Origin of the sequence: Qipengyuania sp., from assembly GCF_048550555.1 — a bacterium.
Classification (GTDB): Bacteria; Pseudomonadota; Alphaproteobacteria; order Sphingomonadales; family Sphingomonadaceae; genus Qipengyuania.
The window spans coordinates 160,803-179,115 of sequence record NZ_JBLYYF010000018.1 but is presented as its reverse complement, the minus strand read 5'-3'; the positions used below and the strand labels follow the sequence as shown (position 1 = coordinate 179,115).

Genomic DNA, 18,313 nt, shown 5'->3' with positions numbered 1-18,313 from the left:
GAGATGCGCACGACCATGCTCGCGCTGGGCGCGGCAATCCTTGCCGTGGGCGGCTATGCCGCCTGCGCGCAGGAGAGCCCGCCCGACCGGTCACAGGACATCGCCTGGATGAATGCTCAGCAGGCCTATCTGACCAAGCTCGATGCCGAGGGCGGCTGGCGCGTCATGCCCGGCGGGCTGCGCTGGCGCTACGTCAATTTCGCCGGAAGCGAGGTGCACCCCACGGTCGAGGACACGGTGACGGTCCACTACGCCGGTACCTTCATCGACGGCGAGACCTTCGATTCCTCCTACGACCGCGGCGAACCGGCGACCTTCCCGCTCGGCAGGCTGATCAAGGCCTGGCAGATGGCGATCCCGGAAATGGGCGTGGGCGACACGATCGAGATCGCCGCTCCCGCCGACCTCGCCTATGGCGCGAGCGGCAAGGGGCCGATTCCCGGCGGCGCGACGCTGCTGTTCAAGGTGGAACTCATCGGTATCGAGGGGCGCTGAGCCGAGACGGCTTGCCGCGCCGCGTGTCTATGATAGCCTGCCCCCCGACCTTTGGGGGGAGGACACCATGGATCCGCTGCTATCGCTCGTTGCCGCTTCGATCGCTTTCGTCGGCAGTCATTTCGCGCTTTCGCACCCGCTGCGCGCGCCGCTGGTCGGGGCGCTGGGCGAGAACGGCTTCCGCGCGCTCTATTCGCTCATCGCGCTCGCCACCTTCGTCTGGGCCGTAGTCGCCTTCCGCGCGGTCGGCCCCTCGGGCCCGGTCCTGTGGAACGCCATGGGCGAGATCGGCTGGGCGGTGGCGACGCTGGTCATGCTCGTCGCCTCGGTGCTGCTCGCCGGCTCGTTCATCGGCAATCCCGCACTACCCGCACCGGGTGCGGCGAGCCTTGCCGCGCGCGGCCCGCACGGCGTCTTCCATGTGACGCGCCACCCGATGATGTGGAGCTTCGCGCTATGGGCGGCGACGCACCTGTTGTTGAGCCCGACCGCGCGGCAGATCGTGATGGCGGGCGCGATCGGCGTGCTCGCGCTGGTCGGCGCGCATCTGCAGGACCGCAAGAAGGAGGTGCTGATGGGCGAGGCCTGGGCGGGATGGGAAGCGCAGACGAGCTACTGGCCGCGATTCGGCAGGCTGCTGCGCGCGGGCCCGGTTGCCTGGATCGGCGGCGTGATCATCTGGCTCGCCGCGACCTATGGCCATATCCACGCGAACGGGATGCCCGCCGGGATCTGGCGCTGGATCTAGTCGTCAAGCAGTAGTGCGGCGATAGGCCCTACCGTCCGCTGAAGTTCGGCGCGCGCTTTTCGAGCAGAGCGTCGATGCCCTCGATGTGATCTTCGGTCAGGTGCATCATCGCCTGCGTGTTGGCGGCCATCTCGAGCGCGGTGTCGTAGCCAACCGAGCGCCCCTGGCGCATGAGGTTCTTCGCCTGCCGCAGCGCATGCGGGGGCATGGCGGCGACCTTGGCGGCGAGCGCGCGCGCCTCGTCCATCAGCGCCTCGCCATCGACAACGCGGCTGACTAGGCCCCAGTCCAGCGCGGTCGCCGCATCGATCACGTCGCCGGTGTAGAACAGCTCCGCCGCGCGCGCCTCGCCGATGATGCGCGGGAGGATCCACGTGCCGCCGTCGCCGGGAATGATGCCGAGCTTGAGGAAGGTGACACCGAACTTTGCGGAGGTGCTCGCAATGCGCATGTCGGCAAGGCAGGCAAGGTCGCAGCCGAGCCCGATCGCCGGCCCGTTGACCGCCGCGATCAGCGGTACGCGCAGCCCGTAAAGCGCGCGCAACACCTTGTGGATGTTGTTGCGATAGCCGTCGGAAATCTCGGGCGCGGTCCCGCCGAAGGTCCCGGTCCGCTCCTTCATCGCCTTGATGTCGCCCCCCGCACTGAACGCCCGCCCAGCGCCCGTCATGATCACACAGCGCACGTCCATGTCAGCATTGATCGCATCGCAGGCCGCGGCGAAAGCGTCGCCGTCGCCCTTCGCGCCGAGCGGGTTCATCGTGTCGGGTCGATTGAGCGTAAGCGTGGTGACGTGGTCGGCGGTTTCGGTGGTGAGCAGGGTCATGGGCGGTCTGTCCTCTCGCGTCCGCCTATCAATGCGGGATAATCCTTCTTTGGCGTACCCTCTTTCTGCAATTTCACAACCTTATCAGTGGAGGGGATGGATGCACTCTCCGAATACGAAGCGCTGGGCCTTTGGATCGTAAACAACTTGCACCGCTTCGCAACCGTCAGCGGACGCGGCCGGAAGGTCATCGATATCCACCCAGCGTCGTTCGCCAATGGCGACATCTGCCAATGCTGGACAATCCACCTCTTTCAGCTCGAAGTCCTCCAATAATTCAGTACAACCTTCATCTGGATCTCGTTCTTCGATCTCTCGAGTATAGGTTCCCACCAGCATGCCGTCGCGCGCAATCGTGTAGTAGCGAGCGTAACTGCTAAGTGGCCCCGCACCGTCCGGTAGGACAACTTGCGCTTCGACCTCGTTCATGAGGCTCTCTTGTTTTGGATCCGCAGTTTGCGAAACGCAGGCAACAAGCAGCAAAATCGGCAGTGCGAAGATCGCCTCAAATTTCAATTTGAGCACCAATCGAGAGATGGAACAGTCTCGATATCAAAAGTGGTGGAAGCGATGGATTCGAATTCTTCATGTCAGTTGCTGAGAATGGTTCAAGGGACACCTAAGCCCGCGCTTCTTCCACGCCTGCGCTGTTGTGACGCAGCGCGCTCAGCACCGTATCGACGATATGCGGCGCGTTGAGGCCCGCCTCGTCATACTGCTTCATCGGATCGTCTTGGTCCTGAAACACGTCGGGCAGGCGCATGGTGCGGACCTTCAGCCCGCCGTCGGTCAGCCCGCTATCGCTGGCAAAGGTCAGCACATGCGCGCCGAGGCCGCCCACGGCGCCTTCCTCGACCGTCACCACGACCTCGTGGCTGCGCATCAGCTTCTCGATCAGCGCGGTGTCGAGCGGCTTGGCGAAGCGCATGTCGGCGACCGTGGTCGAGAGGCCCTTGGCCTCGAGCTGGTCGGCGGCCTTCTTGGCCTCCTCCAGCCGCGCGCCCAATGACAGGATCGCGACCTTGCTGCCCTCGCGAACGATGCGGCCCTTGCCGATTTCGAACTTTTCGAGCGTCTCGGGAAGCTCGACCCCGACGCCGTTGCCGCGTGGATAGCGGAAGGCGATCGGCCCCTCGTCATATTCGGCCGCCGTATAGGTCATATGCGCCAGCTCCGCCTCGTCCGCGGCGGCCATGACGACCATGTTCGGCAGCGTCGCGAGATAGGTGATGTCAAAGCTGCCGGCATGCGTGCAGCCATCGGCCCCGACCAGCCCGGCGCGGTCGATGGCGAAGCGCACGGGCAGGTTCTGGATCGCCACGTCGTGGACCACCTGGTCGTAGGCGCGCTGGAGAAAGGTCGAGTAGATAGCCGCGAAAGGACGCATGCCTTCCGCCGCGAGGCCCGCGGCAAAGGTCACCCCATGCTGTTCGGCGATGCCGACGTCGAAGGCCTTGTCGGGATGCGCCTTGGCGAACTTGTCGACCCCGGTGCCGCTCGGCATGGCCGCGGTGATGGCGCAAATGCGCGGGTCGTTGTCGGCAAGCTTGGCCAGCGTTTCGCCGAAGACGTTCTGATAGGCGGGCGGGCCGCCGGAGGACTTCTTCTGCTCGCCGGTGACGACGTCGAACTTGGCGACGCCGTGATATTTGTCCGCGCTGTTTTCGGCCGGGGCGTAACCCTTGCCCTTCTGCGTCACGACATGAATCAGCACCGGGCCCTGTTCGCTGTCGCGGACATTCTCCAACACCGGGATGAGGTGGTCGAGATTGTGCCCGTCGATCGGGCCGACGTAGTAGAAGCCGAGTTCCTCGAACAGCGTCCCGCCGGTCACCATGCCGCGCGTGTATTCCTCGGCCTTCTCGAGCCCGCCCCACACGCGGCGGCCGAGCTTCTTGGCAATCTTCGAGGCCATCGAGCGGAGGCCGAGATATTCGCTGCTCGAGACCATCCGCGCGAGATAGGCCGAAAGACCGCCCACCGGCGGCGCGATCGACATGTCGTTGTCGTTGAGGATGACGATCAGGCGATTGCCCGCCTGTTCGGCATTGTTCATCGCCTCATAGGCCATGCCGGCGCTCATCGCGCCGTCGCCGATCACCGCGATGCCGCGACCGGGCCGGTCCTGCATCTTGTTGGCCATGGCGAAGCCGAGCGCCGCCGAGATCGAGGTCGACGAATGCGCCGCGCCGAAGGGATCGTATTCGCTCTCGGCGCGCTTGGTGAAACCCGAGAGGCCGCCGCCCTGGCGCAAGGTGCGGATCCGGTCGCGCCGCCCGGTGAGGATCTTGTGCGGATAGCACTGGTGGCCGACGTCCCACACCAGCTTGTCGGTCGGCGTGTCGAAGACGTAATGGATCGCGGTGGTCAGTTCGACCACGCCGAGGCCCGAGCCGAGATGCCCGCCGGTCTGCCCCACCGCATCGATCATTTCGGCGCGCAATTCATCGGCCAGCTGGCGGAGCTGGTCCTTCCTGAGCTTGCGGAGATCCTCGGGAATGGCGACCGTGTCGAGTAACGGCGTCTTGGGGCGACTAGTCATGACTGCGCTCTACACGCGTCAGAGGAAACTGTCGATGAACGCTTCATCGCGAGAAAAGAACGACCTGCGGGAGGCTAGGCAGCGCAATCGTCGCACAGACCGCGCAGCTCGATCACGGGGCGGACGTCGGTAAAGCCCGCGTCCTTGCCCGCCTCCCGCAGCGCGCCGGTCACCCGGTCGTCGTCGACATGCGTGGCCTTCCCGCAATCGTCGCAGATCAGGAAGATGCAGTCGTGGCGGCAGCCGGGGTGGGTGTTGACGAGGTAGGCATTGGCGCTCTCGATGCGGTTGGCGAGATTGGTCCGCACGAACAGGTCGAGAATGCGATAGACGCTGTTGGGCGCCACCCGCTTGCCGCGGCTCTGCGAGAGATTGTCGGCTATGTCGTAGGCGCTGGCGGGCTTGTCGTGCCGGGCCAGCTCTTCGAACACCGACTGGCGCATGCCGGTCCATTGCTCGCCGCTGGCGGTGAGCGTGCTGCGCGCGGCGTCGATCAGGGCCGCGCCCTCGTGTTCCTTGTGAGCATGGTGATGTCCGGCCATGAACAGAGAGGTAGGGCGCAGTACGTCCCCGCGCAAGCTAGTCGCGCCGGAAGCTCGCCGAATAGACGCCCGGATACATCCGCTTGAGCGCGGCGACCTTGGGCGCGTCCCAGCGCACGATATAGGCATGGCGGGGGTTTTTCGCGGCGAAGTCCTGATGGTAGCTCTCGGCAGGGTAGAAGCCCTGCGCTCGCTCGATCCGCGTGACGATTGGGCGGTCCCACAGCTTGGCCGCCCCGAGCTGCGCGAGATAGGCCTTCGCCACGGCGTTCTGTTCGGCGGACGTCGGCACGATCGCGCTGCGGTATTGCGTGCCCGTATCCGGGCCCTGCCGGTTGAGCTGGGTCGGATCGGCGACGACCGAGAAGAATATGCGGAGCAACTGGTCGTAACGGATGACGCTGGGGTCGTAGGTGACCTTCACCGCCTCGGCATGGTCGGTGACGCCGCTTGAGACGAGATTGTAGGAAGCCTGGCGCTCGGTGCCGCCGTGATAGCCCGACACCGCACTCCTGACGCCCTTCACATGGCTGAAGACCGCCTCCACGCCCCAGAAACAGCCGCCCGCGAAGATGGCGGTCTTGAGGCCCTCAGCCTCGCGCGCCTGGCGCTTGGCCTTCGGAGCGGCGACCGTGCTTTCCGCCGCAAGGGCGGGCTGCTGGCAGGCGGCGACCCCCAGGGCCAGCGCCGCGGCGGCAAGGGCGGCGCGACCGCGCATCAGAAGACTGCGGCGATCAGTTGCGGAACCGCGCCGAGGATTTCGCCGCCATTGGCGAGGAGCACGGCGATGGCGCCGGCTCCGAAGCCGATGCCGAAGTTGCGATAGAGATCGGGGGTAAACAGGTTCATGGTCGGGTCTTTCGTCAGTCTCGCCGACATGGTTACACGGGCTGCGCTTGCAACCTGCTTAATGCGATGGTTGTGAACGGTTCAGGCGATGATACGCCGGACCGGCCGCTCAATGGCGGAAATGGCGCATTCCGGTGAAGACCATGGCGAGCCCCGCCTCGTCGGCGGCAGCGATCACCTCTTCGTCGCGGATCGAGCCGCCCGGCTGGATGATCGCGGTCGCACCCGCTTCGGCTGCGGCCAGAAGACCGTCGGCAAAGGGGAAGAAGGCATCCGAGGCGACTGCGCTGCCGACTGTGCGGCTCTGGTCCCAGCCATATTTCTCGGCCGCTTCGGCGGCCTTCATCGCGGCGATACGCGAGGAATCGCGACGATTCATCTGGCCCGCGCCGATCCCGGCGGTCGCGCCGTCCCTGGCATAGACGATCGCGTTCGACTTGACGTGGCGCGCCACGGTCCAGGCGAACAGGCAGTCCTTCAGTTCCTGCTCGGTCGGCTCGCGCTGGGTGACCACCTTGAGGTCGCTCGCTTGAATCGCGCCATTGTCGCGCGTCTGCACCAGCAGGCCGCCGGTGATCGGCTTGACCAGCAGCCCGCCGCGGCGCGGATCGGGCAGGTCGCCGGTCACGAGCAGGCGCAGGTTCTTCTTCTTCGCGAAAGCGGCCTTCGCCGCCTCGCTGACCGAGGGCGCGATCACGACTTCGGTGAAGATCTCGCAGATCGCCTCGGCCGTCGGCCCGTCGAGCTCGGTGTTGACCGCGACGATGCCGCCGAAGGCCGACACGCTGTCGCAGGCGAGCGCCTCGTTCCACGCCTCGAGCAGCGTCGCGCCCTGCGCCACCCCGCAGGGATTGGCGTGCTTGACGATCACCACCGCAGGCTCGCCGCCGGCGAATTCGGCGCACAGTTCGAGCGCGGCGTCGGCATCGTTGTAATTGTTGTAGCTGAGCTCCTTGCCCTGGACCTGCTCGGCCTGCGCGATGCCTTTCCCGTGCGGACCTGCGGGCGTGTAGAGCGCCGCCTTCTGGTGCGGGTTCTCGCCATAGCGCAGCTCGACCGGGTCCTTGCCGTTGATCGCGAGGAAATCGGGGAACAGCTGCTGCTGGTCGGCGAAGGCGAACCACTGGCTGATCATCGAATCGTAGGCGGCGGTGGCGGCAAAGGCCTTGGCGGCGCATTTGCGGCGGAAATCGAGCGAGGTCGCACCGGTCGCTTCGATCTCGTCGATGAGCGTTTGGTAGTCGGCCGGATCGGTGACGATGGTGACGAACTGGTGGTTCTTCGCCGCGCTGCGCACCATGCTAGGCCCGCCGATATCGATATTCTCGATGATCTCGTCGCGCTCGGCGCCGCGCATCACGGTCGCCTCGAAGGGATAGAGATTGACAACCACGAGATCGATCGCCCCGATCGCATGCTCGTCCATCGCCGCGGCATGTTCGGGATTGTCGCGCACAGCGAGCAGGCCGCCATGGACCATCGGGTGGAGCGTCTTGACGCGCCCGTCCATCATCTCGGGAAAACCGGTGAGGTCGGAGACATCCTTCACTGTGAGCCCGGCGTCGCGCAGCGCCCTGGCGGTGCCCCCGGTCGAGACCAGTTCGACGCCCTTGGCTGCCAGCACCTGGCCGAGCTCCACCAAGCCGCTCTTGTCGGACACCGAGAGCAGTGCCCGCTTGATCGCCACGTCGGTCATGAATTCTATCCCATGCGTTTGAGCAGCCAGGGGAAGCGTCCCCCGCTGCGCGATGTCAGTCCTTCGACGACCAGCTGCTTGGTCGCGCGCGGGCGGCCTTGCCCGTCGACCCAGAGGCTGTCCTCGATCGCGATATGCGCCTCGCCGCTATCGCCTCCGAGGCGGAATTGCCAGTAGCTTCCGTCGGGCAGGGCGAGACCCGCGCCGCGCCGATCGTCGGACAGGCCGACGTCGATGCCGACCCCGAGGTGGAAACGGATCGCGAAGGCTATCTTGCCGCGCTTGCCCTGGCGCCCCGAGGGTTCGAGCACGTCTTCGCCCGACAGCCCGCTGCCATCGGCACCGAGCAGCAATGTGCGGCGGTGGATCAGCCCGTAGCGCGCGGCATAGCCGTTATGCGACGCTTCAAGCCGCACGGCATCGCGACCCTTCTGCTTGACCGTGGTCCGCGCAATGTCGACTTCCTCGACGCCCTTGCCGATCTGGCCCTTGATCAGGACCGCGGTCGAATTGGCTTCGTCAAGCACCAGCGTCGAATGTGCCGCGCTGCCGCGCAGACCCTGCTCGATCCGCACCGGGACCAGCCCGCCGGCAAGCTCCGCGCCGCCGCAATTGACCACGATGCGCTGTTCGCCATGCGACAGCTCGAAGGCCAGCGTCGAGGCGCAGCCATAGCGCGCATGGCGCGAACGCGGCGGCGGCGCGGCGTCGAGGACCAGCGTGGCCTTGCCCGCATCGACGCGCTGGTAGCCCCAGTGTCGGCTATCCTTGCCGGGCCGCGCGCGAATCCCGCTCGCCGCAATCAGCGTATCGACACGCGCCGCCGAGGTCGCACCGGCACCCTGCCAACTGCCCAGTCCGCGATCGCCCATGCGCAGCGCAAGCAGCGGGGGCACGAGCAGTCCGAGCATGGTTTCGAGCGCCTGGGGCGGCTCGCGACCGGCCGCATCGTAGCAGGCGCGCAAATCGACCAGCAGCGCGATCGCCTCCATCTGTGCCAGCGGGCTGCGCGAGAGCACGCCGCCATCGTCGGCGACGAGTTCGCCGAGTGCGCGCAGCAGCCCCGCCTCGCCGAACAGGCGGCGCGGGCGACCGTCGGGCAGCAGCAGGCCGGCGGCGACGATCGCGCACCACCCGGCGACCTGTCCCAGCCCGTCCTCGGCGCGAGCGACCTGCCGGTCGAGATAGCGGGCACTCGCTTCCATCGCCGCCAGCGCCTCGCCGCGCAGCTTGGCCTCGCCGCCGAGCAGGAACGGCGCGTGGACCAGCCAGGCGAGGAGCCGCAGACCGGTGTGCTCGACCGTCCATGCGGGGCCCTTGCCGGGCACCGGATTGGCCTTGAGCCAGCGGGCGAGCAGCTTTTCGGCGATCCCGGCGCAGTCCTCACGCGGGGCGCAGGCGGCCAGGTCGCGCAGCCAGGTGAAGCCCTGGACGACGCGCTGGACCGGCGGGGTCAGCGGCGCGCTGCTGGCGAAATCGACCTTGTCAGCCGGGACCTTGAGCCCGTGGACGAGGAACTGTCCCGCGCGCAGCGCCATGCCCGCCGCGCGCTCGCCGCCGAGCGGAGTGGCCACCGTGGCGAGCAGGCGCGGCGCGGCAGGCTTGCGCAAGGGCGCCGCGAGGACCGGACCGGGCACGCCGAGCCGGTATGCCCAGCGCAGCATGCTGTCGATCGGCCCGGCACGCGGCGGCTGCAGGTCAGCGAGTACCAGCGCACGCGCCGGCTCGAGCGGGATGGCTTCGGGAAGCGGCGGAGTATCGTCGACGAGTGGCTCGGCCAGGCCCTTGAGCGGCAGCGCCGGCGCGGTGGCCTGTTCCGGCGCGCCGGCCTCTTCGCGAAGAAGGGTGCGCGCCCCGCGGCTCATTGCGCGCCCTTCAGCGCGGCGATGTTTGCCGCATAGTTCGCCGGGCCGCCCTTGAAGGTCGCCGAGCCCGCGACCAGTACGTCGGCCCCCGCGTCTACACACAGCCGCGCGGTCTCTTCATTGACCCCGCCATCAACCTCGAGATGGATCGGCTTGCCCAGCGCGTCGATGCGCTTGCGGATCGCCTCGACCTTCCGCAGCTGCGAATGGATGAAGCTCTGCCCGCCGAAGCCCGGATTGACGCTCATCACGAGCACGAGATCGGCATCCTCGAGAACGTAGTCGAGCGCCTCTACGGGCGTGCCGGGGTTGAGCACCACGCCCGCCTTCTTGCCCAGCGCGGTGATCGCCTGCAGCGTCCGGTGGATATGCGGACCTGCCTCGGGGTGGACCGTGATGATATCCGCCCCGGCTTCGGCGAAGGCTTCGAGATAGGGGTCGATCGGCGCGATCATCAGATGGACGTCGAACGGCTTGTCGGTGTGCGGACGCAGCGCCTTTACCACCGCCGGTCCGATGGTGATGTTGGGCACGTAATGCCCGTCCATCACGTCGACATGGATCCAGTCGGCCCCGGCGGCGTCGATCGCGCGCACTTCCTCCCCCAACGCAGCGAAATCGGCGGACAGGATCGATGGGGAAATCAGCGGTTTCGTCATGCGGGCGGCGGCCTTGGGTCGCGAGGTATGCTGGCCCTGCCCTACGCGCGCGAAAGGAGGGTTAACAAGCGAGGCCCGGGCCTTTTCCACATGGACCGCCTCTCGCCGCTCTGGCCCCCGTCGCCGTAGGAAAGGAAAGACTGAATGATGCGCGGCGAAGAAATTCAGCCGTAATTCAGCGCAATTTGCTAAACGTCAGGCAAATCGCGGGGCACAGCGACCGGCACGATGGTGCCGCGGGCCCCGTCCAGTTAGAAACGGATTGCCCTTATGACCCGCACTTTCATCGCCACCGCCGGCCTCGCCGCGCTCGCCCTCGGCGGACTTGCCGCTCCTGCGCCCGCCGCAGCGCAATACCGCCAGAAGATTTCCAACGATGCCGCGAAATGCGCCGCCGGCGCCGGCCCCTCGGTGCGCGTGACGGTGACCGACATCAAGGAAAGCAGGGGCACGATCCGCGTCCAGAGCTATCGCGGGACCAAGGAAGACTGGCTCGAAAAGGGCAAGTGGATCTACCGCATGGAAGCCCCCGCAAAGGCGGGATCGATGAGCTTCTGCATGCCGCTTCCGCGCCCCGGCACTTATGCCATCGCGGTGCGCCACGATCTCAACGGCAACGGCAGCACCGACATCTTCACCGATGGGGGAGCAATGTCGAACAACCCCAGCCTCAACATCTTCAACCTCGGCAAGCCGAGCTACAAGAAGGTCGCCTTTCAGGTCGGCAGCGGGGTCGAGTCGATGTCGATCCGCATGCGCTATCGCTGAGCGCGGCGCCTGCGCCATAGCTCGATGAGCGCACCCGGTGCGGCCAGCAGCGGGTGCTTGGCGCGGAACAGCGTGACCTCGATCGCGATGCCGGTATGCCGGTGGAGCTTCCAGGCGGCATAATCCGCCGCTCCGTCGAATGTCGTCGTCGCCTTCGCCAGTCGCAGCAGGTTGAGCGGCTTGCCGAGCCTTCGGCGCCGGTCCCACCAACGCAGGATCGCGGCACGCTCTTCCGGCGATAGCGCGGGGCGCAAGACCTCGCCCTCGCGCGCGAACCCGATCCCGTCCGCCTCCCAGGCGAGCGGCAGCAGTCCGTCGAAATGCGCCGCATTGACCTCGAGAATGGCGTTCTCGCGCCCCGGCTGCTCGATCCGGAATTCGGCGCGATAGGTCGCGCGGAACAGCGCCCGCCAGTAATCCTGCGCCGTCCCGCTCGCCGGGCCGACAGCAGCAGCGAGGCGCCCGGCGGTCGCCGCGGCCCCGCACAGCGCCTCGAGCACCGCGCCCCGCGCGGCCTCGTCCTGCGCCCAGGCCAGGGCCGAAGGCTGGACGAAGCGCGCCCAGATCGTGGTGTCGCGCGACTGCCCGCTGGCCGCGCGCGCGAATTGCGCCAAGGACATGGTCGCGATCTTGGCACGCAGCCGCTCGCCCGCATGATCCCACTCGCGATAGGCGACGCGGGGCCAGATTCTCTCGCGCTGCTCGCCCGGCAGCAGGACATAGAAATCGAGCACGCCCTCAAGCGAGCCGGTCCGCAAATTCGATCCGTAGAACAGCACCGCGCCAGCCCCGGCCTCCTCGCCGAGCAGGCGGGCGTAGGCCGCGACTTCATCGCGCACGGGGCTCTCTAGCGCGGTGGCGATGCGCTGCGCGAGCGCGGTGCTCACGGGCTGATGAAGGTCAGCTCGGGTCCCTGCTCGACGCGGTAGCGCCCGGGCGGGAAAGCCTCGCCATCGAGAATGACCGGTTCGCCAACCTCGATCGCCAGCGCCTCGGCGTCGAGCTGGTGCAGACCGGCCGCGGCGAGCCAGCGCGGTCGCCAGCCCGAGAGAATTGCCGGCAGGGCGGCGAGGAGGCGGCGGCGCGGCCGGTCGAGCACCGCCAGCTTGAGCCCCGCCCTCGCCGCGCCGAAGACCTCGATACCCATCGGCAAGCGTTCGAGCGTTGAGGCGAGCAACACGCTGCGGCGCGCGGGATCGCCATGGTCCGAGCGCGGCACGGGCGCGCCCGACGGTTCGAACCGCAGCGCCATCTCGGTGCCGCGACGCCACTTGTTGCGATCGGTGCCGAACAGGGCCTGCATCACCCCCCAGGCGCCGGTCGCAGCGACCGCCAGGCTGTTGAAGAAGCCGAGCGAATGCGCCTCCTGCCCGGCCTCGATGCCCAGCGTGAACGCCCCGGCACCGAAGATGAAACCGAGCATGGGCGGTCCGACATCGTTCCCGCTGCTGATCGCGAGCGGCCGGCGCTGGATACGGCGGCCGGCGGCATAGGCCGCGATCGCGCCTTCGACCGACCAGTCGGCGGGGGCGCCGAGATCGACGTTGAGCGCATTGGTCTTGCCCTTGGGCAGCACGGCGATCGCCGGCCAGCGATCGGCGAAGACCGCCTGCCCCATGGTGAGGACGTCGCGCACGGTGCCGTCGCCGCCGTTGATGATCAGGAAATCGATCCCGTCGCGCGCGAAACCGGCCAGCGCATGGGCGATTTCCTCGCGCGTGCGCGGCTGGGCGACCTCGATTCTGCCCGCGCCGGTACAGGCGAGGTCCTGCCCCTTGTTGCGATGGCTACGCGGGTTGTAGATGATCCCGATCCGCGGCTCGGGCACGCGCGAGGCACGATAGATCGACCGGCGCTGGGGCGCGGACATCGCCGTCTGACGCAGCGGCAGGCTGTCGAAATTGTAGATTACCCGGTCCATGAACCTTGTGCCTTAGTCGCCCCCGCGTGCGCCTACCTAGGACATTTTCGCCAAATTGTAATAGTGTCGCAATGGATTCTCGGTCCGCCCTGCGGCAGGGAGACCATCGGATGCGGCCAACGGGCTCGGCCCAGACAATCGAGAAGGTCGGGGAGGTGGCGCACCCGACAGGATTCGAACCTGTGGCCTCTGCCTTCGGAGCCGGTACAAAACTGGCACGCCAGACTACGAAATTCCACCCTAAGCTACTGTTATTAAGTGATTTAGATTGATTGCAGTTTGCGCTGGGCTAACCGCGTTGACGCCTCGACTTGCAGCCGCGTGCTTACTTCATGCTTACGCGAAATTGAGGCCCCGAGACGGAGATCGCCATGGTCAAATTGACCAAACGCGCTGTCGAAGCAGCCGAAGCCAAGACTAAAGACTACATTCTCTGGGACGGAGAACTGCCAGGCTTCGGGCTACGTGTCTTCCCCTCAGGCAGACGTAGCTACATTGTCCAGTACCGCAAAGGCGGAAGATCGCGACGAATGGCGATCGGACTGCACGGAGTCTGGACTGCCGAGCTTGCCCGGCGCGAGGCCAAGGCTCAGCTGGGGCGCGTCGCCGCCGGTGATGATCCGGCGGAGGAGCGCTTGGAAGATCATCAGGCGATGACGATGAAGCAACTCTGCGAGCGGTACATCCAAGACCTCGAAGACGGGCTTATACTCGGCAAGGGTGGTCGACCCAAAAAGCAGTCCACGATCGACACGGATATCGGACGGATCAAGCGACACGTTATTCCGTTGATGGGCAATCGGCGTGTCAAGGATCTCACCCGGGCCGACATGGTCAAGATCATGCGCGATATTATCGCAGGCCGGTCGCGCATTGTAGTCAAAACTAAGAAGCTAGGAGGCAAGTCGATTGTGAAGGGTGGGCCTGGTACCGCCACACGCACACTAGGCTTGATCGGCGGCATCCTGACATACGCCATCGACCTTGGCGTCATCGACCGCAATCCTGCTCACGGCATCAAGAAGCCAAAATATGAGGTCCGTGAGCGGAGACTAACCGAGGCCGAATATGGCATTCTGGGCCAGTTGCTCATCGAAGCGAAAGAGAAGGAACGGTTCTGGCCATCAAGCGAAATTATTCGCCAGATCGCGCTCACTGGCTGCAGGCGAAGCGAGATCATCAATCTCAAATGGTGCGATGTCGATCTCGACGGCAGTTGTCTACGACTTTCCGATAGCAAGGAAGGTAGGTCGATCCGACCTGTTGGCTTGCCGGTGATCGAGTTCCTAGAGGCGGAGCACCGAGCAGCGACGGGCAGCTATGTTTTTCCGGGCTATGGGACAGACACTGCCTTTGGCGGCTTCCCGAGGCAGTGGAACCAGTTGCTAAATGGCACACCGCTGGAAGGCGTTACAGCTCATGTCCTGCGACACAGTTTCGCCAGCATCGGCAACGATCTTGGGTTCACGGAAATAACGATCGCCGCGCTCTTGGGGCATGCAAGGGGATCGATCACGAGCAAGTATATTCATGTCCTCGATGCAACCCTGATCACGGCTGCCGACATGATCGCTGGCTATGTCGACGCTCTCCTAAAGGGAACGCGATTTCAGGAGAGCGCCTACTCGCTCGATCGCGCGACACGAAAGAACACGATGAGCGAATTTCTGGCTGGCCGTGAGGCCAGAACTTCCAGATGATCAGGAGCGCTCGAATTGGGCTTGAGTCCTGCAACTTGCCGCTTACGCGCTTCTTGGATCAAGCCCTATCCCCAGAAATGGGGATGGCCAACTCTGTAGATAATGCGCTGGTCCGCTCGGACTATCGGGAACCCGATTGTTCGGACGAACGGGAACCGGAGACTCGGACTATCTGTAACCGAATCCGGCCTCAAACCCGTAGGAATGCTGGGACACAGCGTCCCTTAACATTTCTAACGACAATCCTCATCAGATTGTTGCTAACGCGCAGCACTCCAGCGCGCGGTTCCTCAGCGCTCTGGAGTGCGCCGTCACCGCTCGCTTTTGTACTTGGCAGGTGCAAGCATTCCACCACCTTGCTAGGTGTGGGATGATGAAGACGGACCTTGATCATCTGCCCCCGCAAAAGCAGCGCGAGCTGGAACGCGTGGTGCAGCTTATCTTCGAGGAATTCGACGACGCCTTCGCTCTCGCCAAACACGAGTGGAAGAAGGCCGGACGCATCCTCAAGGTGATCCTCTACGGAAGCTACGCCCGCGGCACCTGGGTCGACGAACCGCACACCGCCAAGGGTTATCAGTCGGACTACGACCTGCTCGTCATCGTCAACGACAAGCGTCTGGTCGACCGGGTCAAGTACTGGTCGAAGCTCGATGACCGGCTGATGCGCGAATATGGCGTGACCAAATCGCTCAAGACCCCGGTCAACTTCATCGTCCACAACCTGCAAGAGGTGAACGACGGTCTGGCGCACGGGCGCTACTTCTTCATGGACGTAAAACAGGACGGGATCGCGCTCTACCAGTCCGACGAAACCGAACTGCATACGCCCAAGCCCAAGACGCCCGAACAGGCGTTGGCAATGGCGCAGGAATATTTCGATGAGTGGATGCCTGCTGCTTCCGGAATGCTAGAAACAGCTCGCTTTAGTATGGAGCAGGGCCGCTTGAAGGATGCTGCATTTCTCACGCACCAAGCTTGCGAGCGGTTGTATCACTGCGTACTCCTTGTCTGCACTTTCTACACGCCCCACGTGCACAATCTCGGGTTCCTCCGCACTCAGGCCGAGCGCATCGATCCGCGCCTAACCCATGTTTGGCCGCGCGACACACGGCGCGATCGCGCCCGTTTCGAGAAGCTGAAAGAGGCTTACGTGAAAGCGCGCTATTCGAAGCACTATCGCATCACCAAAGAAGAGCTCGAATGGCTTGGAGAGCAGGTCGAAGAGCTTGGCCGCGTGGTGCACGAGGTGTGCTCGGAGCGGATCGAGAAACTGAAAAGCGCTGCGGAGTAAGCAAGCGAATCCCATAGACTCCCGCTGAGCCACTCAAACAAATTGAATTGGCGATATGGCGTCCCGATATGGCCTCGATGTTGCTTCACCCCTCTCTAACTTCTCCCTACTCAGGGCCTCCGCCTCTCAAGGCCGTTGCCAAGATGAAGCCCAATGAACCTTGTTGGTGCGGTCAGGGAATCAAGTGGAAGAAATGCCATAAGGGGCACGAGGACGAAGAACCATTCAACGTATTCGACGTCGAAGCTGACGCGCGCAAACGCGGGCGCAAAGGTTACTGCTCCCACTCGCTGGAAGGCGAAGGCTGTTCCGACAAGATTATCAGCTCGCACACGGTGCAAAGGGCTGGAGGCCTGGCCGCGATAGCGGAGGGAAACTCGCGGGTTCTAACAGTTAAGCCGAACTTGCGAGCCTTGATGGATCATGATGGCCATCCGCCACCTTTGGAGGTCGGCATAGGGAAAGCCTCTGTATTTCTGGGCTTCTGCGGGACGCACGACGACAAGCTGTTCAAAGCCATCGAGGGCGAGGATGTTGAAATGACCGCCAACGAGGCGCTGCTCTTTGCCTATCGAGCGATCGCCTACGAACGCTTCACGAAAGCTGTTCAGGTGGCGAATTCCCCCATTCAGCGAATGATGGACTGCGGCCAACCGCTCGCCATGCAGGAGGTTATCCAGCAGCATTGCCATCTTCTCGAAGTGGGAGCGCGGCGCGGTCTGGCGGAAACTGAACGCCAACTGGGAGATTTTCGCATTCGCGTCGAAGGTCAGGACACCGCTGGCTTTCGTTTCCGAGCCTATCGGTTCGACCGCATTCTGCCAATTGTAGGATGCGGCGGGTTCATGCCCGAAATCGCTATCGACGGTACTCGCCTCCAGCGGCTCGGCCGCGGAACAGCGGCGTTGGAGCATCTTACGCTGACGATCACGTCGTACTCCGGCAAAAGTGTCGCAGTCTTCGCTTGGATCGGACAGCAACGGGGCCCTTCCGGCCGCTACCTTGAAGCTTTCGACTCCATCGATTCTGACGCGAAAGCGGACGCACTCATCCAGATCGCATTTGAGCAATTAGAAAACATTTTCCTGCGCAAGAGCTGGTGGGAGCACCTGCCGGATGAGCAAAGCGCAGATCTCACGCAGCGCATCCAGAGCGGGATTGGCCTGAACATGAGGTCACCGGGGTATTATTCGCGCGGGGAACCCTTGTTGTTCGAAGCTGACACGGTTGAGAGTAAGCGTGGATGAGCAGTCAGGCCGGCCCCGATGACTTTGAATCCATGCTTGGCGAAGCGCTGGATGCCATCGATCGTGGACTGGCAGAAGCCGACATGGCACTGACGACGCGGCCACTGACAGCAACGCGTTACTTCGTTCGCTACTGGGTCTTGCAGGTACAAGACGCCCACTCTGAAGGTTCACACGAGCCCGGTGTGTTCTCTGACTATTTGACTAGCGACTGGTTCGAGGTGATCTACGCAAGGACCGTGGCCTGGTATGCGGATCGCTACGGTAATGCGATGGATCGCGATGAACGCAGCTTTGCAGGTTGCATCCCGATCCTCGGGACCGCGTTTCTGCTTCGTGTCCCGATCATTACGAAGAGACCTGGCACGCCAGGCGAAACGATCTGGATCTGCTATCCAGACAAGATCGAGGATGATGAGGACGCGCTCGAATGGCTTGAGAATGGACCCAACATTGGCTCTCTGCCAAGGGGAGATGGTCTGAAGGCTTGCAGACTAGCGAATGAAGTTGCAACACTCCTGCGAGGTATTCACGTCAACCTTGCGACCGTCGAGAAGACTGACACGAGGGTGTGGCAGCTGCGCGATCAGATCCTGAACCACCTGGAGGGTGCTGCGGACAAGATCGTGCGCGGCAAGCCCGAGGACCTAAAGCACGCGCAGTGGGACATGCAGATGGCGTGCGAGCTTGGTTTGAAGATGCTTGCGCAGCAACGAAGTGGACGGTTCGTCGAGAGCCATGACCTTTACCATCTTTACGACCAGCTGCCGCCCGGAGTTTCACCATTCGATCGCAAGCGCCTCTCCCAAATCCCGAACTGGGAACGCATGGCGGAATGGCGATATGGCGGCGGTCCGGGCATCTCAACGATAACTGCTTTTTCGCGATACAAAGCCGCACTCAAGATTGTCTTTGGTGTCGCATCGGTGGCGCAGCGAAAAATACGGATTGGCGGCGCTCGGATTGAGATCCGAAAAGCGCCATTCCTGCATGATGATCCCGAGATGTTTAAACCGAAGGCACGCTAGCCCATCGGATTGAGTTTGGTCCGATTGCCAGGATCGCGCGCTCCAGTCCTTGTTTCTAGCCGCCTTGCTCATGCCAGTTTCTTGTCAGAATTCGACAACATAATGGCAGAGAAAGGGATTGCCGCTGTATTTG

Annotated in this window: 18 protein-coding genes; 7 read left to right on the top strand and 11 right to left on the bottom strand. The window is 64.3% G+C overall.

The features are described from left to right. Positions 1 to 3 precede the first annotated feature (3 nt). Positions 4 to 495 (top strand): FKBP-type peptidyl-prolyl cis-trans isomerase, encoded by a 492-nt coding sequence (locus tag ACN4E0_RS04930; protein ID WP_419566204.1) that lies wholly within the window; start codon positions 4 to 6, stop codon positions 493 to 495. A 67-nt stretch (positions 496 to 562) separates the two neighbouring features. Continuing rightward, positions 563 to 1,243, top strand: a complete 681-nt coding sequence (locus tag ACN4E0_RS04925; protein WP_419566201.1) for an NnrU family protein — start codon at positions 563 to 565, stop codon at positions 1,241 to 1,243. Between the two features lie 28 nt (positions 1,244 to 1,271). Here the strand turns inward: ACN4E0_RS04925 and ACN4E0_RS04920 are convergent, their stop codons facing one another. From ACN4E0_RS04920 to rpe, 9 genes are all read right to left on the bottom strand, one after another. Next, positions 1,272 to 2,069 (bottom strand): crotonase/enoyl-CoA hydratase family protein, encoded by a 798-nt coding sequence (locus ACN4E0_RS04920; RefSeq protein ID WP_419566199.1) that lies wholly within the window; start codon positions 2,067 to 2,069, stop codon positions 1,272 to 1,274. Positions 2,070 to 2,153: 84 nt separating this feature from the next. Further along, positions 2,154 to 2,594 (bottom strand): hypothetical protein, encoded by a 441-nt coding sequence (locus tag ACN4E0_RS04915; RefSeq protein WP_419566198.1) that lies wholly within the window; start codon positions 2,592 to 2,594, stop codon positions 2,154 to 2,156. Positions 2,595 to 2,688: 94 nt separating this feature from the next. Beyond that, on the bottom strand, positions 2,689 to 4,611 hold the full coding sequence (gene dxs / locus ACN4E0_RS04910) for a 1-deoxy-D-xylulose-5-phosphate synthase (protein ID WP_419566196.1): 1,923 nt from the start codon (positions 4,609 to 4,611) through the stop codon (positions 2,689 to 2,691). A 74-nt stretch (positions 4,612 to 4,685) separates the two neighbouring features. After that, the gene (locus ACN4E0_RS04905) at positions 4,686 to 5,153 is read right to left on the bottom strand and encodes a Fur family transcriptional regulator (protein ID WP_419566194.1); all 468 of its coding nucleotides are present in this window, start codon (positions 5,151 to 5,153) and stop codon (positions 4,686 to 4,688) included. Between the two features lie 37 nt (positions 5,154 to 5,190). Beyond that, positions 5,191 to 5,871, bottom strand: coding sequence for a peptide-methionine (S)-S-oxide reductase MsrA (msrA, locus tag ACN4E0_RS04900; protein WP_419566191.1), 681 nt, complete (start codon positions 5,869 to 5,871; stop codon positions 5,191 to 5,193). Continuing rightward, the gene (locus tag ACN4E0_RS04895; RefSeq protein ID WP_419566188.1) at positions 5,871 to 6,002 is read right to left on the bottom strand and encodes a hypothetical protein; all 132 of its coding nucleotides are present in this window, start codon (positions 6,000 to 6,002) and stop codon (positions 5,871 to 5,873) included. The genes msrA and ACN4E0_RS04895 overlap by 1 nt, the downstream gene beginning before the upstream one ends. 109 nt (positions 6,003 to 6,111) lie before the next feature. Further along, positions 6,112 to 7,698: a bifunctional phosphoribosylaminoimidazolecarboxamide formyltransferase/IMP cyclohydrolase gene (gene purH / locus ACN4E0_RS04890; protein WP_419566186.1), complete on the bottom strand. Its 1,587-nt coding sequence runs from the start codon at positions 7,696 to 7,698 to the stop codon at positions 6,112 to 6,114. Positions 7,699 to 7,703: 5 nt separating this feature from the next. Beyond that, a complete protein-coding gene (locus tag ACN4E0_RS04885) occupies positions 7,704 to 9,563 on the bottom strand; it encodes a heparinase II/III family protein (protein ID WP_419566184.1) in 1,860 nt (619 codons plus the stop codon). Further along, positions 9,560 to 10,222 (bottom strand): ribulose-phosphate 3-epimerase, encoded by a 663-nt coding sequence (rpe, locus tag ACN4E0_RS04880; protein WP_419566181.1) that lies wholly within the window; start codon positions 10,220 to 10,222, stop codon positions 9,560 to 9,562. Before rpe ends, ACN4E0_RS04885 begins: the two co-directional genes overlap by 4 nt. A 270-nt stretch (positions 10,223 to 10,492) precedes the next feature. Here rpe and ACN4E0_RS04875 point away from each other — a divergent pair, with 270 nt between their 5' ends. Next, positions 10,493 to 10,990, top strand: a complete 498-nt coding sequence (locus tag ACN4E0_RS04875) for a DUF2141 domain-containing protein (protein ID WP_419566178.1) — start codon at positions 10,493 to 10,495, stop codon at positions 10,988 to 10,990. Here the strand turns inward: ACN4E0_RS04875 and ACN4E0_RS04870 are convergent. After that, positions 10,981 to 11,877 carry a hypothetical protein gene (locus ACN4E0_RS04870; protein WP_419566175.1) on the bottom strand — a complete coding sequence of 299 codons (897 nt, stop codon included), beginning with the start codon at positions 11,875 to 11,877 and terminating at the stop codon, positions 10,981 to 10,983. The two genes, ACN4E0_RS04875 and ACN4E0_RS04870, sit on opposite strands and share 10 nt — an antisense overlap. Next, complete coding sequence (locus tag ACN4E0_RS04865) at positions 11,874 to 12,911, bottom strand: diacylglycerol/lipid kinase family protein (protein WP_419566173.1); 1,038 nt, start codon at positions 12,909 to 12,911, stop codon at positions 11,874 to 11,876. Before ACN4E0_RS04865 ends, ACN4E0_RS04870 begins: the two co-directional genes overlap by 4 nt. Before the next feature lie 371 nt (positions 12,912 to 13,282). On the opposite strand from ACN4E0_RS04865, the gene ACN4E0_RS04860 reads away from it, so the two are divergent. From ACN4E0_RS04860 to ACN4E0_RS04845, 4 genes are all read left to right on the top strand, one after another. Beyond that, complete coding sequence (locus ACN4E0_RS04860) at positions 13,283 to 14,611, top strand: tyrosine-type recombinase/integrase (RefSeq protein WP_419566171.1); 1,329 nt, start codon at positions 13,283 to 13,285, stop codon at positions 14,609 to 14,611. 373 nt (positions 14,612 to 14,984) lie between these two features. After that, positions 14,985 to 15,905 (top strand): HEPN domain-containing protein, encoded by a 921-nt coding sequence (locus ACN4E0_RS04855; RefSeq protein WP_419566287.1) that lies wholly within the window; start codon positions 14,985 to 14,987, stop codon positions 15,903 to 15,905. A gap of 143 nt (positions 15,906 to 16,048) precedes the next feature. Beyond that, a complete protein-coding gene (locus ACN4E0_RS04850) occupies positions 16,049 to 17,152 on the top strand; it encodes a hypothetical protein (protein ID WP_419566170.1) in 1,104 nt (367 codons plus the stop codon). Then, positions 17,149 to 18,180, top strand: coding sequence for a hypothetical protein (locus ACN4E0_RS04845; protein ID WP_419566168.1), 1,032 nt, complete (start codon positions 17,149 to 17,151; stop codon positions 18,178 to 18,180). Before ACN4E0_RS04850 ends, ACN4E0_RS04845 begins: the two co-directional genes overlap by 4 nt. The last annotated feature ends 133 nt before the right edge of the window (positions 18,181 to 18,313 follow it).

Coding starts and splice junctions, on each gene's coding strand:
- ACN4E0_RS04930 (WP_419566204.1), top strand. CDS start 4: ATGCGCACGACCATGCTCGCGCTGGGCGCGGCAATCCTTGCCGTGGGC.
- ACN4E0_RS04925 (WP_419566201.1), top strand. CDS start 563: ATGGATCCGCTGCTATCGCTCGTTGCCGCTTCGATCGCTTTCGTCGGC.
- ACN4E0_RS04920 (WP_419566199.1), bottom strand. CDS start 2,069: ATGACCCTGCTCACCACCGAAACCGCCGACCACGTCACCACGCTTACG.
- dxs (WP_419566196.1), bottom strand. CDS start 4,611: ATGACTAGTCGCCCCAAGACGCCGTTACTCGACACGGTCGCCATTCCC.
- ACN4E0_RS04905 (WP_419566194.1), bottom strand. CDS start 5,153: ATGGCCGGACATCACCATGCTCACAAGGAACACGAGGGCGCGGCCCTG.
- msrA (WP_419566191.1), bottom strand. CDS start 5,871: ATGCGCGGTCGCGCCGCCCTTGCCGCCGCGGCGCTGGCCCTGGGGGTC.
- ACN4E0_RS04895 (WP_419566188.1), bottom strand. CDS start 6,002: ATGAACCTGTTTACCCCCGATCTCTATCGCAACTTCGGCATCGGCTTC.
- purH (WP_419566186.1), bottom strand. CDS start 7,698: ATGACCGACGTGGCGATCAAGCGGGCACTGCTCTCGGTGTCCGACAAG.
- ACN4E0_RS04885 (WP_419566184.1), bottom strand. CDS start 9,563: ATGAGCCGCGGGGCGCGCACCCTTCTTCGCGAAGAGGCCGGCGCGCCG.
- rpe (WP_419566181.1), bottom strand. CDS start 10,222: ATGACGAAACCGCTGATTTCCCCATCGATCCTGTCCGCCGATTTCGCT.
- ACN4E0_RS04875 (WP_419566178.1), top strand. CDS start 10,493: ATGACCCGCACTTTCATCGCCACCGCCGGCCTCGCCGCGCTCGCCCTC.
- ACN4E0_RS04865 (WP_419566173.1), bottom strand. CDS start 12,911: ATGGACCGGGTAATCTACAATTTCGACAGCCTGCCGCTGCGTCAGACG.
- ACN4E0_RS04860 (WP_419566171.1), top strand. CDS start 13,283: ATGGTCAAATTGACCAAACGCGCTGTCGAAGCAGCCGAAGCCAAGACT.
- ACN4E0_RS04855 (WP_419566287.1), top strand. CDS start 14,985: ATGAAGACGGACCTTGATCATCTGCCCCCGCAAAAGCAGCGCGAGCTG.
- ACN4E0_RS04850 (WP_419566170.1), top strand. CDS start 16,049: ATGAAGCCCAATGAACCTTGTTGGTGCGGTCAGGGAATCAAGTGGAAG.
- ACN4E0_RS04845 (WP_419566168.1), top strand. CDS start 17,149: ATGAGCAGTCAGGCCGGCCCCGATGACTTTGAATCCATGCTTGGCGAA.